This window comes from Nocardioides panacis, assembly GCF_019039255.1.
GTDB classification, from domain to species: domain Bacteria; phylum Actinomycetota; class Actinomycetes; order Propionibacteriales; family Nocardioidaceae; genus Nocardioides_B; species Nocardioides_B panacis.
Window position 1 is genome coordinate 2,823,951 of sequence record NZ_CP077062.1, and the last position, 13,101, is coordinate 2,837,051.

General features: G+C 72.6%; 11 protein-coding genes, 2 tRNA genes and 1 pseudogene. 5 read left to right on the top strand and 9 right to left on the bottom strand.

Annotated features, from left to right (window positions below; genetic code table 11):
- Positions 1-13: 13 nt before the first annotated feature.
- From KRR39_RS13730 to KRR39_RS25645, 6 genes and pseudogenes are all read right to left on the bottom strand, one after another.
- Entirely contained in the window at positions 14-1,642 is a 1,629-nt protein-coding gene (locus KRR39_RS13730) for a dipeptide ABC transporter ATP-binding protein (protein WP_216937657.1), read from the bottom strand.
- Positions 1,639-3,300 carry an ABC transporter substrate-binding protein gene (locus KRR39_RS13735; protein ID WP_216937660.1) on the bottom strand — a complete coding sequence of 554 codons (1,662 nt, stop codon included), beginning with the start codon at positions 3,298-3,300 and terminating at the stop codon, positions 1,639-1,641. The genes KRR39_RS13730 and KRR39_RS13735 overlap by 4 nt, the downstream gene beginning before the upstream one ends.
- A 39-nt stretch (positions 3,301-3,339) precedes the next feature.
- On the bottom strand, positions 3,340-4,338 hold the full coding sequence (locus KRR39_RS13740; RefSeq protein ID WP_216937662.1) for an ABC transporter permease: 999 nt from the start codon (positions 4,336-4,338) through the stop codon (positions 3,340-3,342).
- Positions 4,335-5,252: an ABC transporter permease gene (locus KRR39_RS13745; RefSeq protein ID WP_254185134.1), complete on the bottom strand. Its 918-nt coding sequence runs from the start codon at positions 5,250-5,252 to the stop codon at positions 4,335-4,337. The genes KRR39_RS13740 and KRR39_RS13745 overlap by 4 nt, the downstream gene beginning before the upstream one ends.
- 89 nt (positions 5,253-5,341) lie before the next feature.
- Complete coding sequence (locus KRR39_RS13750) at positions 5,342-6,082, bottom strand: GAF and ANTAR domain-containing protein (protein ID WP_367303669.1); 741 nt, start codon at positions 6,080-6,082, stop codon at positions 5,342-5,344.
- A 301-nt stretch (positions 6,083-6,383) separates the two neighbouring features.
- A pseudogene (locus KRR39_RS25645) lies at positions 6,384-7,424 on the bottom strand (glycosyltransferase 87 family protein); the annotation flags it as partial.
- 48 nt (positions 7,425-7,472) lie between these two features.
- Here KRR39_RS25645 and KRR39_RS13755 point away from each other — a divergent pair.
- Positions 7,473-7,546: transfer RNA gene (locus tag KRR39_RS13755), tRNA-Arg, on the top strand.
- A 2-nt stretch (positions 7,547-7,548) separates the two neighbouring features.
- Here KRR39_RS13755 and KRR39_RS13760 read toward each other — a convergent pair.
- The 3 genes from KRR39_RS13760 to KRR39_RS13770 form a co-directional block, all read right to left on the bottom strand.
- A complete protein-coding gene (locus tag KRR39_RS13760; RefSeq protein ID WP_216937666.1) occupies positions 7,549-8,601 on the bottom strand; it encodes an adenosine deaminase in 1,053 nt (350 codons plus the stop codon).
- 453 nt (positions 8,602-9,054) lie between these two features.
- Positions 9,055-9,822: a DsbA family protein gene (locus KRR39_RS13765; RefSeq protein WP_216937669.1), complete on the bottom strand. Its 768-nt coding sequence runs from the start codon at positions 9,820-9,822 to the stop codon at positions 9,055-9,057.
- Between the two features lie 32 nt (positions 9,823-9,854).
- Positions 9,855-10,538, bottom strand: coding sequence for a MauE/DoxX family redox-associated membrane protein (locus KRR39_RS13770; RefSeq protein ID WP_216937671.1), 684 nt, complete (start codon positions 10,536-10,538; stop codon positions 9,855-9,857).
- Positions 10,539-10,588: 50 nt separating this feature from the next.
- On the opposite strand from KRR39_RS13770, the gene orn reads away from it, so the two are divergent.
- The 4 genes from orn (at position 10,589) to KRR39_RS13790 (ending at position 13,084) form a co-directional block, all read left to right on the top strand.
- Complete coding sequence (gene orn / locus KRR39_RS13775; RefSeq protein ID WP_216937672.1) at positions 10,589-11,221, top strand: oligoribonuclease; 633 nt, start codon at positions 10,589-10,591, stop codon at positions 11,219-11,221.
- 74 nt (positions 11,222-11,295) lie between these two features.
- Positions 11,296-11,371, top strand: a tRNA-His gene (locus KRR39_RS13780).
- A 163-nt stretch (positions 11,372-11,534) separates the two neighbouring features.
- The gene (locus KRR39_RS13785; RefSeq protein ID WP_216937674.1) at positions 11,535-11,789 is read left to right on the top strand and encodes a hypothetical protein; all 255 of its coding nucleotides are present in this window, start codon (positions 11,535-11,537) and stop codon (positions 11,787-11,789) included.
- Positions 11,790-11,845: 56 nt separating this feature from the next.
- The gene (locus KRR39_RS13790; RefSeq protein WP_216937677.1) at positions 11,846-13,084 is read left to right on the top strand and encodes an aminopeptidase; all 1,239 of its coding nucleotides are present in this window, start codon (positions 11,846-11,848) and stop codon (positions 13,082-13,084) included.
- The last annotated feature ends 17 nt before the right edge of the window (positions 13,085-13,101 follow it).

Genomic DNA, 13,101 nt, shown 5'->3' on the forward strand with positions numbered 1-13,101 from the left:
CCCCGGCGGCGGGTCAGCCGACGAGCCCCGCGGTCCTCTTCTCGCGCCGCGCCCGCTGCTGCTGCGGGTCGGCCACGGGGGCTGCCGCGAGCAGCCCGGCGGTGTAGGGGTGCTCGGGACGGTGCAGGACCTGGGCGGTCTCGCCGTGCTCGACGATCACCCCCTCGTGCATCACCGCGACGCGGTCGGCCACCGCGCCCACGACCGCGAGGTCGTGGGTGATGAACAGGCAGGCGAAGCCGAGCTCGTCCTGCAGCCGGCCCAGGAGCGCGAGCACGCGGGCCTGCACGGAGACGTCGAGCGCGCTGGTCGGCTCGTCGGCCACGACCAGCCGGGGGCGCAGCACCAGCGCCCGGGCGATCGCGACGCGCTGCCGCTGGCCGCCGGACAGCTGGTGCGGGAACCGGGTCGCGAAGCCGGGGTCCAGGTCGACCGACGAGAGCACCTCGGCGACCCGGGCCCGGGCAGCCGCGCCCGGCACGGACGCCAGCCGCAGGGGCTCGGCGATCGAGCGGCCGACGGGGTGCCGGGGGTTGAGCGAGGAGCTGGGGTCCTGGAAGACGATGCCGACCTCGCGCAGCAGGGTGCGCCGCCGGGCTCGTGACGAGGTCGTGAGGTCCGTGCCGCCGAGCGTGGCGCGCCCCTCGGTCGGTCGCACCAGCCCGGTCAGCGCGCGGCCGAGCGTGGACTTCCCCGACCCGGACTCCCCCACCAGGCCCAGCGTCTCGCCCTGCCGGAGCGAGAGGTCGACGCCGCGGACGGCGTGCACGGCGCCGGGGCCGCGCCCGTAGCGGACACCGACCTGCTCGAGCCGGACGACCTCCCGCGCGTCGGGACGGCCCGCGGCGCTCCGGTCCTCGGGCAGCGCCGGCACCGCTGCGAGCAGGGTGCGGGTGTACGCCTCGCGCGGCGCGCCCAGCACCTCCTCGACCGGGCCCCGCTCGACGACCCGGCCGTCGTGCATCACCGCCACGTCGTCGGCGAGGTCGGCGACCACGCCCATGTCGTGGGTGATCAGCAGCACCGCCGTCCCTCGCGCGGCCAGGCCGCGGAGCAGGTCGAGGATGCCGGCCTGCACGGTGACGTCGAGCGCGGTGGTCGGCTCGTCCGCGATCAGCAGCTCGGGCTCGCACCCGGTCGCCATCGCGATCATCGCCCGTTGCAGCTGGCCACCCGAGAGCTCGTGCGGGTACGACGCGGCGACCCGCTCGGGCGCGTCGAGGCCGACCGAGGCGAGCAGCTCCCGCACGGTGCCCGCGCTGCCGCCCCGGGCCCGGCCGTGCGCCTGCAGGGCCTCCTCGATCTGCCGCCCGATCCGGTGCACGGGGTTCCAGGCCGACATCGGCTCCTGGAACACCGTGCCGACCCGAGCCCCGCGCACCGCCCGGAGCGCGGCGTCGTCCACGGTGAGCAGGTCGTCGTCCCCCAGCAGCACCCGGCCGCCGACCCGCACGTCCGGCGGGTGCAGCCGCAGCACCGACTGGGCCGTGACCGACTTGCCGGAGCCGGACTCCCCCACGAGTGCGAGGACACGCCCGCGTCGTACGTCGAGGTCGATGCCGTGCACGACCTCCCGCGGGCCGGCCCGGTCCGGGAAGGCGACCGTCAGCCCACGGATCCGCAGGAGAGCCGGTGCGGTCACTTCGAGATCGAGACGCGCAGGTAGTTCGGGTAGTTGGGGAACCCGGACACGTCGAAGTTCTGCACGCCGGAGCCCCGCAGGAACGCGTTGCGCGCGTAGAGCAGGGGCACGACGGGCGCGTCCTGCATGATCCGCCGGTCGGCCTGCGCCCAGGTGCGCTGCGCCACCGACGGGTCCACCTCGCCGGTCGCCCTGGCGATCAGGGCGTCGACCTGCGGGACGGAGTAGCGCGAGAGGTTGAAGTTCCCGCCACCGATCTGGTTGGAGGCGAACAGCGGGGAGATGTTGCCGTTCGCACTGGGGAAGTCGGGCTGCCAGCTGCCGACGGTGAGGTCGTAGTCGCCCTTGTCGTCGGTGATCGCGTCGTAGTAGACGTTGACGTCCTTGGGCTCGATCTTCACGGTGATGCCGGCGCGCTGGAGGCCCTGCTGGATCGCCTCGGCCTTGGCGACCGACCCGGTGTCGTTGGCGGTCACCAGGGTGAGCTGCAGGTTCTCGGCCCCCGCTGCCGCGAGCAGCGACTTGGCCTTCGCGACGTCACCGGTCTCGTCGGCCGGGTAGAGGTCGTAGTCCTGACGGCCGGGGATACCGGGCGTGATCAGGGTGCTGGCGATCTCGCCGCCCTGCGAGCCGCCGGTCGCGAGCTGGAACGCCCGCTTGTCCACGGCGTACTCGATGGCCCGGCGGACCCGGACGTCCTTGAGTCCCGGGCGCCGGTTGTTGAGCGCGAGGTACTGCAGCGCGCCGGGCTTCGACAGCGCGAGCCGGGCCTTGGCGCCGGGGTTGCTGGTGATCTGCTTGAGCTGCGCGGGCGGCACGAACCCGGCCCCGAACGCGTTCTTGGCGTCCCCGGAGTCGGCGATCAGCTGCTGGGCCGCGACGGTGTCCTCCTGGCTGAGCTTGAACACGACCGTGTCGGGCCCACCGGTGCGGATCTCGTCGGTCTCCCTGCTCCACTCCGGGTTGCGGACCAGGGTGACCGCGGTGCCGGGCTTGCTGCTCTTGACCTCGTAGGGCCCCGAGGCGACCGGGTCGTTGCCGTAGGTGGCCGGCTTGGTGTCGGCCGACTTCGGGACCGGCGCGAACGCGGGCATCGACGCGATCCAGGGCCAGTCGCCGTACGCCGTGCCGAGCTTGAACACGATCGTGCGGTCGTCGGGCGTCTCGACGGAGGAGAGCTCCTTGCCGTCGTACGGGCCGGTGTACTTGTCGCCGCCGACCAGCAGCGTCTTGTGGTAGCCGAGGCCGCCGGAGAGCTCGGGCGCGAAGGACCGCTCGAGGCCGTACTTGATGTCGGCCGAGGTGATCGGCGAGCCGTCGGAGAACTTCAGGCCGGGCTTCAGGGTGTAGGTCCAGGTGCGGCCGCCGTCGCTGGCCCGGCCGGTGTCGGTCGCGAGGTCCGGGACGACCCGCGGCTCCTGGCCGGGCCGGATGTCCCAGGTGGTGAGCCGCCGGTGGACCAGGCCCTGCGAGGTGATGGCCAGGCTCTGGCTCTTCGCGGGGTCGAAGCTCTGCTCGTCGGCCGAGCTGTAGATGGTGAGAGTCCCGCCCTTGTGGAAGCCGGACGACGACGACTCCTGGGGGGAGTTGGCGTTGCAGGCCGTCGTGGTCAGGGCGAGGGCAGCCGTGGCCACGAGGGCACGGAGGGTGCGGTTCACGAGGTTCCTCTCTGGTGGTGCTTCGGATGGTGGGCGGCGTCAGCCGCTGCGGGAGACCCGCGGGTCGAGACGGGAGTAGGCGAGGTCGACGACCAGGTTGGCCAGCACGATCAGGAAGGCGGAGAAGAGAGTCACGCCGAGCACGACCGGGAGGTCGAGGTTGCCGACGGAGTCGACCAGCAGCGCACCGACGCCCTGCATGCTGAAGATCTTCTCGGTGATGACGGCGCCGCCGAGTAGGCCGCCGAGGTCGAGGCCGAACAGCGTGACCACCGGCAGCAGCGCGTTGCGCAGCGCGTGCCGGAGCACGACCTGGCGCTCGGAGAGCCCCTTGGCCCGGGCCGTCCGGACGTAGTTCTCCTCGAGCACGTCGAGCATCTGGCTGCGCGTCATCCGGGTGTAGACCGCGGCGCTGGCCACCGCGAGCACCACCCAGGGCAGCACGAGGTGCCACGCCCAGCCGACCGGGTCCTCGCGGAACGGCACGAACGTCCCGACCGGCAGCACGTTGAGCTTGAACCCGAAGACGTAGATGCCGACCAGGCCGACCAGGTACGTCGGGGTCGAGACGCCGACGACCGTCGACCCCATCGCCACCCGGTCGACCCAGGTCCCCCGACGGAGCGCGGCCAGCACCCCGGTGCCGACCCCGACGACCGACCAGATCACCGCGGCACCGAGCGCGATCGAGGCGGTGATCCCGAACCGCTCCCCGATCAGCGACGTGACCGGCTCGTTCAGCCGGAAGGAGTAGCCGAAGCACGGTGCCGAGCAGTGCACCGTGGCGGCCGCGGTGCCGTAGCTGCGACCGGCCACGATCCCGCGCAGGAACTCACCGAGCTGGACGAGCACCGGCTGGTCGTAGCCGAGGAAGTGCCGCACCACCTCGCGCCGTTCCGCGGTGCACGGCTTGCCGCAGGACGCCTGGGACACGTCGTTGGGCAGCAGGTGGAAGACGAGGAAGGTCAGGGCCGCGATCGTGAGCAGCACCAGCACCGCCGCGACCAGGCGCTTGACGACGTACGACGCGCCGGTCATCGCTTGCCCACCAGCCGCGGGTCGACCGCGTCGCGCAGCCCGTCGCCGACGAGGTTGAACGCGAAGGTCACCACGAACAGCGCGGCGGCCGGGGCGAGGAGGTACCACGGGTCGGTGGCGATCCACGCGACGGCGGTGCCGATCGTGCGACCCCAGGCCGGGGTCGGCGGCGGGACCCCGACGCCCAGGAAGGACAGCGCGGCCTCGGCCCCGATGTTGCCGGGGACGGCCATCGTTGTGAACACGATGACGGTGCCGGTGAGGTTGGGCAGCAGCTGCTCGCGCAGCACGTGCCACGGCCCCGCGCCCATCGCCCGGCTGGCCGCCACGAAGTTGCGCTGCATCAGGGTGAGCGACTGGGCCCGGACCACGCGGGCGATCGACGGCCACCCGAACAGCCCGATCACGCCGACGACCAGCAGCCACTTGGGGATCGACGACGGCGCGAACGCGCCGAGCGCGATCATGAAGATGAGGCTGGGGAAGCCCAGCAGGACGTCGGTCAGCCGGCTGACCACCCGGTCGTACCACCCGCCGAACAGCGCGGCCGTGGTGCCGAGCAGCACCCCGATCGACACCGAGATCACGGTCGCCGCCACGCCGACCAGGATCGACGTGCGCGCGCCGTACACGACGATCGCGAACAGGTCGCGCCCGGTCAGCGGCTCGACCCCGAACCAGTGGTCCGCGCTGACCCCGCCCAGCGCCCCGAGCGGCGACCCGTCGTCGCCGAGCGCCTGCGCGTCGTAGGTGAAGGGGTCGTGGCCGCCCAGCCGGGCCACCCACGGCGCCGCGAGCGCCACGAGGACCGCGAGTCCCACCACCGCCAGACCGACCATCGCAGCGCGGTCGCGGCGGAAGCCGGACCACGCCGACGGGTCGGCGTCGGGCCGGCGGTGCAGCAGGGAGGACACGAAAGGCTCCTGTCGGACGGCGGTGGGCAACGGGTCATTTAGCCCACCAAAGCAATGTACTTTCGCCCAAATCTATTTCGTGACCCGTCTCACGACCCGACGGCAAGGCCGACGCAGCCTGGCCGGGGTGTGCCGGCTACGCCTTCGGGACCGTCCGGGTCTCCACGATCTGCTCCGCAAGCTGGCGCAGCTTCCACGTTCTTGTGCTTGGACAGCCGGATGAGGACGCTGAAGGCGCGGTCGGCGGTCAGCTCGAACCGCTCCATCAAGATGCCGGTGGCCTGACCGATGACCGTCCGGCCGCCGAGCGCCTTCTCGAGGTTCTCGACCTCCTGCGCCGCGGCGAGGGCGACGCCGATGTGGGCGGCCAGCGCGACGCCGTCATGGATGTCGTCGCTGCTGAAGGCCGCTCGGCTCCTGCCGTAGAGGTTCAACGCACCGAGGTTGTCACCGGTGGAGAACAACCGGTAGCTGACGATGCTGAACAGCCCGAGCCGACGGGCGACCTCGGGACCCCACCGGGGCCACCGCTCATCGGTGGACAGGTCGTCGCTGTGCACGGTGTCGTGGTGCTGGAGCGCGTCGAGGCAGGGTCCCTCCCCCAGCTCGTGCTGCAGCGCGTCGACCTGGCGCAGCTCGTCGTTGCTCGTGGCATGGGTGTCGATGCGATCGCCACGATGGACGACGCACGCCCCTGCTGCGTCGCACCCGGGCAGGATCTCCGTCGCGACCGCCACCGCCCGCTCCATCGCCTGCCTGGCGCCGTCCTCGTCCTGCATGCCTCGGGCCGCGGCCGCCAGCTCGACGTTGAACTCGGTGCTGTTCGGCATGCCTCAGCATGACCGATGACCGACGCGGCCCCGACGGCCGCCCACGACCGCGACCGTCGAGGAGGGCCGTCGCCGCCCAGAGGGAGAAGGCGAGGGCGGCCAGGAGGTAGGCGTTGCCGACCACGTGGTCGAGAGGGGTCCACCCGTACTCGCGGTGCTGGCCGTAGGGCGGCCAGACGATGGGACGGGCCACGAACACCGCGGCCCACCCGACGCTCGCCCCCTGGCTGCGCTCCCACAGCGCCAGCGCGACCGGGACCGCCCACACCCAGTGGTGCGACCACGAGACCGGCGAGGCGAGCAGCATCGCCACCGCACCCAGGCACGTGCCGAGCACCCGGTCGCCGCGACGCCACCACCCGGCGCCGACGACCAGGACCGCCAGCGCGAGGGGACCGGCGACGGCGAGCCACGGCAGGGTCGGCGGCGGGCCGTCGAGGAGACGGGTGAGCGCGCCGTACACCGACTGGTTGTGGGCCAGTGCCGGAGGGCCCACCCGGCTCGCGTCGACGAGCCCGCGGGTCCAGTACGTCGCCGACCAGCCGGGCATCGCCACGAACCCGATCGCGACGGTGCCGGCGAACGCCAGCGCCGCCCGTCCGGCGGCCGCCCGACGTCCGACCATCACGAGCAGCACCACGAACACGAGCGGGGTCAGCTTCACACCGGCGGCGATGCCGACCAGCACGCCGGACCAGCGCCGTTCGGGGCGGACCAGGTCGACCAGCACCGCCACCACGAGGAAGAGGTTGACCTGTCCGAACGTGAGGTTCTGCCACACCGGCTCCAGGGCAGCCGCGCCGCCGGTCACGAGCGCGACCCACCACCCGGGTGCGGGCCGGCCGGACGCGCGGCGTACCACCACGACAGCGGCGGCGAGCGCACCCACCGACAGGCCGGTCCACAGCGCGGCCGCGAGCCACGCCGGCAGCAGGGCCAGGGGAACCATCGCGACCGCGGCGAACGGCGGGTAGGTGAACGGCAGCCCCGTCACCGGGTCGCCGGACCCGAGGGACGGCAGCCCGTCGAGCACCGCCCGGCCGCCGTACCGGTAGACGAGGAGATCCTTCGGGCCGCCGCGGAGCGCGGCCGCCACTGCCACGGCGACGGACAGGACCAGCACCGGCGCAGCACCGCCGACCAGCCGGCCCGGCCCCCGGGCGCGGCCGGCGGGCGACGCTTCAGTTCTCACCTGCACGAGGTCTCCCGGGACCGGTCCACTCCGCCGCACCGAGAAGTCGAGCCACACCGATTCTCCCGCCGGACGGCGCCGACCGCCACCGACGTCCCGGGGTCCCCCGGACCGCGTGCGCTGCCCGGCCGCGGCCCACGCCTCCGGCATACTGGGCCTCGGATCGGACCGCGCGATGTCCAAGAGTCCCGGTCCCCCGCCCCCGTAGCTCAGCTGGATAGAGCGTCGGACTTCTAATCCGGTGGTCGCAGGTTCGAGTCCTGCCGGGGGCGCTTCACCCAGCCAAGGGCCCGGTGCCGGCCGTGTAGGCGTCGATCTCGGCGGCCAGCGCGGCCTGCTCCTGCGCGGGCAGGAACGACGCGTGCACCGTGTTCTTCGCGAGGTCGGCGATGCCCTGCTCGTCGAGGCCGAGCAGGTCGGCGGCGATCTCGTACTCCCGGTTCAGCGTGGTGCCGAACATCGGCGGGTCGTCGCTGTTGATCGTCACGGTCACCCCGGCGTCGTACATCTGCTTGAGCGGGTGGTTCTCCAGCACGTCGACCGCACGGGTGGCGATGTTCGAGGTCGGGCAGACCTCGAGGGGGATGCCGTGCTCGACGAGGTAGGCGAGGAGCTCCGGGTCCTGCACCGAGGAGGTGCCGTGCCCGATCCGCTCGGCGCCGAGCACGTGGATCGCGTCCCACACGGTCTGCGGACCGGTGGTCTCCCCGGCGTGCGGGACGCTGTGCAGCCCGGCCGCCCGGGCCTGGTCGAACACGTCCTTGAACTGGGGCCGGTCGACGCCGACCTCGGGTCCGCCGAGACCGAAGCCGATCAGTGTCTCGGGCGCGTGGTCGAGCGCGAAGCCGAGGGTGTCGACGGCCGACGGCAGGCCGGACTCGCCCGGGATGTCGTAGACCCAGCGCAGCCGGATGCCGTGGTCCCGCTCGGCCGCCACCCGACCGTCCTCGACCGCCTCGACGTAGGCCTCGATCGGGACGCCGGCCTGCACCGAGGTCCAGGGCGTCAGGGTCATCTCGGCGTACCGGATGTTCTGCGCGGCCATCTCGGTGGCGACCTCGTAGGTGAGCAGCCGGATGTCCTCGGGCTCGCGGAGCAGGTCGACCACGGCGAGGTAGACCTCGATGAAGTGGCCGAAGTCGCGGAACGTGTAGAAGTCGCGCAGCGCGTCGAGGTCGGCGGGCACGGTGCCGGGGTGCCGCGCGGCCAGCTCGGAGACGATCCGCGGCGAGGCGGACCCGACGTGGTGGACGTGGATCTCGGCCTTGGGCAGGCCCGCGACGAACGCGGCGTGCGGAGAGGTCGGGGTGGGGGTGGCGTCGGACATGCCGCACAGTCTGCCGTGCCCGTCGGTCTAGCCCGAGGGTGGCTGCGCGGCCGCGGATTGTTTGGACCGGCGGCCGGTGGCCACAGACAGGTCAGGCGTCCGGAAGCCCCGGCGTGTCGCGGCGGGCCGTCCCGGACGGTCGCGGTACAAAAGGTGAGGCCCCGCAAAGTATGAGTTTGCGGGGCCTCTGCTTTGAGTCGTCCGTGACGCTCCGACTCTCACGGTCGGGCCGGTGATCCCTGGCCCCGTCACGGGCCGTCCGGCAGATCGCTCCGCCGGCCTGGATCTCGGTTTCCGTCCGATCCCGCCTCCGGGTCTCCCCGTCGGCGTGAGGTAGTTCTATCCCCGGAAACCCCTCTGCCGCAAGGGATTCACCGCGACTTTCTCGGGCAGTTCCCGGGCCCTCGGCGTGTCGGTCCTGACACGCCGCGATGCCGGTTCCCACCCGAGGGCTCAGCCGGCCGCGACCGCCTTCTCGACCTTGCTGACGAGCTCGTCGGTCGTGGTGAACTTCACGACCGTGCCGTCGATCTTGACCGTGGGGGTGCTGTTCACGCCGTCCTTGGAGGCCTGGTCGTTGACGTTCTTGACCCACTGCGCGAACGTCCGGTCGTCGATCCCCTTCTGCACCGCCGACGCCTCGGCCCCGGCCTGGACCGCGAGCGAGACCAGCTTGGCGTCGCTGAGACCGGCGCTGCCCTCGGCCGGCTGGTTCTCGAAGAGCAGGTCGTGGAACTTCTTGGCGACCTCGGGGCCGGAGGTGTCGAGCACCACGGCGAGCGCGTTGGCGGCCCGGCTGGAGTACTCGGTGCTGGTGCTGCCGTCCAGGAAGCTGAGCACGTGGTACTGCAGCTGCACCTTGCCGGCCTCCACCTGCTTCTCCAGCGCGTCCCGGCTGGCCGCCTCGAACTGGCCGCAGAACGGGCACAGGAAGTCCTCGTAGACCGCGACCTTCACCGGGGCCGAGTCCGGGCCGGCGGGCACGGCGTACCCCACCGCACCCGTCGGCGGGGTGCCGGCCGCCGTCGAGGTGTCGCGGCGGGACTGGACGGCGTACCCGATGCCGAGGACCAGCGCGAGCACGACGACCACGACCGCGGACACCACCGCCGTACGCCGCCGCCGCTCCTTGCGCTCCTGCTCTGCCCGGATCGCGGCGGCGCGCGACCGAGCCGCCTCCGACTCGGCGCGGCGGGTGGCGGTGGACTTCCTCTTGGCCATCGGTGTCTCGTCTCTCGGTCGATGGTGCGGTCTCAGGCGGGCAGCAGCCGGTTGTCGAGCGCCAGCGGGGTGCGCGGCCGCCAGACCAGCCAGGCGCTGAGCGCCAGCAGGCCCACGTCCCGGGCGACCTCCCAGGGGTACTTCGCGGCGGCGTTCTGGGCCGGGCCCGCTCCCCCGCCGAAGCAGCCGCACTCGATCGACAGGCCGCGGGCCCACGCCGAGCCGATGCCGACGACGAACGCCACCAGCAGCACGGCGGACAGCGCGGCCGCGCCCCGCGTCAGCAGCCCGGCCAGCAGGCAGAGCCCGACGAGGATCTCCAGCACCGGCAGCGCGTGCCCGACGACGGGAACGAGGCTCTCCGGGAGGAGCTGGTAGGCCCGGACCGCCCGAACGTTCTCGCTCGGGTCCGGCAGCTTCAGGACGCCCGCGACCACCCACACCCCACCGACGACGAGCCTGGCCAGCAGCACGGCGGACAGCGCGGCCGCGCCCCGCGTCAGCAGCCCGGCCAGCAGGCAGAGCCCGACGAGGATCTCCAGCACCGGCAGCGCGTGCCCGACGACGGGAACGAGGCTCTCCGGGAGGAGCTGGTAGGCCCGGACCGCCCGAACGTTCTCGCTCGGGTCCGGCAGCTTCAGGACGCCCGCGACCACCCACACCCCACCGACGACGAGCCTGGCCAGCAGCCCTGCCCAGGCACCCGTACGACGCATGGCCCCACTCTAGGAAGGCTCTCTGAGAGCACACTGAGTAGGGTGACGACGTGAACGACCGACTTGTGTGGATCGACTGTGAGATGACCGGGCTCGACCTCGGCGCCGACGCGCTCATCGAGGTCGCCGCCCTGGTGACCGACTTCGAGCTCAACGTGCTCGGCGACGGCGTGGACGTGATCGTCAAGCCGCCGCCGGAGGCGCTCGCGCAGATGGACGACTTCGTGCGCAACATGCACGTGTCCTCCGGGCTCCTCGACGAGCTCGACGGTGGGATGACGATGGCCGAGGCCGAGGAGAGGGTGCTCGCCTACATCAAGGAGCACTGCCCCGACGGCAGCCGGCCGCCGCTGGCCGGCAACACCGTCGCCACGGACCGGTCCTTCCTGGCCCGCGACATGCCGGCGCTCGAGTCGTTCCTGCACTACCGGATCGTGGACGTCTCCTCGATCAAGGAGCTGGCCCGCCGGTGGTACCCCCGTGCCTACTTCAACGCGCCCGCCAAGTCCGGCAACCACCGGGCGCTCGCGGACATCCAGGAGAGCATCGAGGAGCTCCGCTACTACCGCGCCGCGGTGTTCGTCCCGGCCCCCGGGCCGGACTCCGACACGGCCAAGGGGCTGGCCGCCGAGCACGGCGGCTCGCTCACCGGCGCGGGCGGCCCGGGTCCGACCACCGGCTGACATCGCGTACACTTTTCCCTGCTTCGGCTTCTCCTGATCGTCTCGCCACGGTCCCGGAGGGGCCGACAGCCATGGTGGGCGTAGCTCAGCTGGTAGAGCGCCGCGTTGTGGTCGCGGATGTCGCGGGTTCAAGTCCCGTCGTTCACCCCACGCAGAAGAGCCGCAGGCCGGACCTCGTCCGACCTGCGGCTCTCGTCGTTCTCGCCCGTTCTGGGCGTGTTTGGTAAAGGTTTCGCCAGAGGCTCAAGAAGTCCCCGGCCCCGGTCGATACACCAGTTACCAAGACGTCCAGGGAGGGCCAGTCATGAGCGTTATGCAGAGTGCACGTAGCCAGCGTGACCACCTCAGCCCGGTGTCCCCCGCGCCGTTCAAGCACGGCGAGCGCGTCCGCCTCTCCGGCCCCGACGGCGAGCAGTACGTCGTCCGCGTCGAGTCGATCACGCCCCGCGCCAGCGACCTCTTCGCCCTCGTCGCCGCGGTCGTCGAGCCCCGCAACCTGCGCAACCGGCTGATCTCCACCACCGTGGACTCCTTCGGCTCCACGCTGCGCGTCCCCGCCACCGCCTGAGCCTCCCCCGGTTCGCCCTGACCGCTCGGGCCGCTCCCGACCGGTAGGTTTCGCGCATGAGCGCCGATACCGACCGCATCGACTCCTACGCCGCCCTCGTCGTGCACGTGGGCGCCCACGTGCAGCCCGGCCAGGAGGTCCTGGTCTCGGCCGACGTGTCGCACGCCCCGATCGCCCGTGCCGTGGCCGAGCAGGCCTACGCGGCCGGCGCCGCGCGGGTCCTCGTGGAGTACCACGACCCCTACGTACGGCGGTCCGCCCTCCGGCACGCCCCCGAGGCGGCGCTGACGTCGTCGTCGCGCTGGGAGCTCGACCGCATCGACGAGTGGACCACCCAGGGACTCGCCTACATCCGGCTCACCGGCAACCCCGACCCGCACGTGTTCGACGGGATCGACCCGGCCCGCACGGTGCTGGTGAGCCGTGAGCTGGCGAACCGGAGCCGCGAGATGATGATGAGCGGCCAGGTGCAGTGGACGATCGTCGCGGCCCCCAACGAGGGCTGGGCGACCCAGGTGTTCGGCGAGCCGGACCTGGAGCGGCTGTGGGAGGCCGTGTCGGTGGCGATGCGGCTCGACGCGGGCGGTCCGGAGGACGTCGTCGAGGAGTGGCGCCGGCACCGGGACCGGCTCGGCGCCCGCGCCCGGGTGCTGACCGACCTCGGGCTGGACGCCGTGCGCTACCACGGCGAGGGCACCGACCTGACCGTCGGCCTGATCGACGACTGCGTCTGGACCGGCGGCGGCCTGGCCACGTCGGCGGGCGTGGCCTACATGCCCAACCTGCCGACCGAGGAGGTCTTCACCAGCCCGGACCGCCAGCGGGCCGACGGGGTGATCCGGACCACCCGGCCGCTCGTCCTGCCCGGGGCCGGCGTCCTGGTCGAGGACCTCGTGGTGACGTTCGCCAACGGCCGGATCGTGGACGCGACCGCGTCGACCGGGGTCGAGGCGGTCCGGGCCCAGCTCGACAGCGACGAGGGCGCCCGCAGCCTCGGCGAGGTGTCGCTGGTGGAGGGCTCCTCGCGGGTCCGGGCCGCCGGTGTCACGTTCCACGACACCCTGTTCGACGAGAACACCGGCTGCCACGTCGCCTGGGGCCAGGGCTTCCCGTTCTGCGTGCCCGACGGCCTGTCCCGCAGCGCCGACGAGCTGCGCGCCCTCGGCCTGAACTTCTCCGCGGCGCACACCGACGTGGTGATCGGTGGTCCGGGCGTCGACGTGGACGGCCTCACCGCCGACGGGACCGTCGTACCCCTGGTCCGCGAGGACGCCTGGGCGCTGCCCGAGGCCTGAGCAGCGCCGGCGGGCTG

Bases quoted from the DNA above. Each gene is read 5' to 3' on its own strand.
- KRR39_RS13740 (WP_216937662.1), bottom strand. From the start codon at position 4,338: ATGACCGGCGCGTCGTACGTCGTCAAGCGCCTGGTCGCGGCGGTGCTG.
- KRR39_RS13750 (WP_367303669.1), bottom strand. From the start codon at position 6,082: ATGCCGAACAGCACCGAGTTCAACGTCGAGCTGGCGGCCGCGGCCCGA.
- KRR39_RS13760 (WP_216937666.1), bottom strand. From the start codon at position 8,601: ATGTCCGACGCCACCCCCACCCCGACCTCTCCGCACGCCGCGTTCGTC.
- KRR39_RS13765 (WP_216937669.1), bottom strand. From the start codon at position 9,822: ATGGCCAAGAGGAAGTCCACCGCCACCCGCCGCGCCGAGTCGGAGGCG.
- KRR39_RS13770 (WP_216937671.1), bottom strand. From the start codon at position 10,538: ATGCGTCGTACGGGTGCCTGGGCAGGGCTGCTGGCCAGGCTCGTCGTC.
- KRR39_RS13785 (WP_216937674.1), top strand. From the start codon at position 11,535: ATGCAGAGTGCACGTAGCCAGCGTGACCACCTCAGCCCGGTGTCCCCC.
- KRR39_RS13790 (WP_216937677.1), top strand. From the start codon at position 11,846: ATGAGCGCCGATACCGACCGCATCGACTCCTACGCCGCCCTCGTCGTG.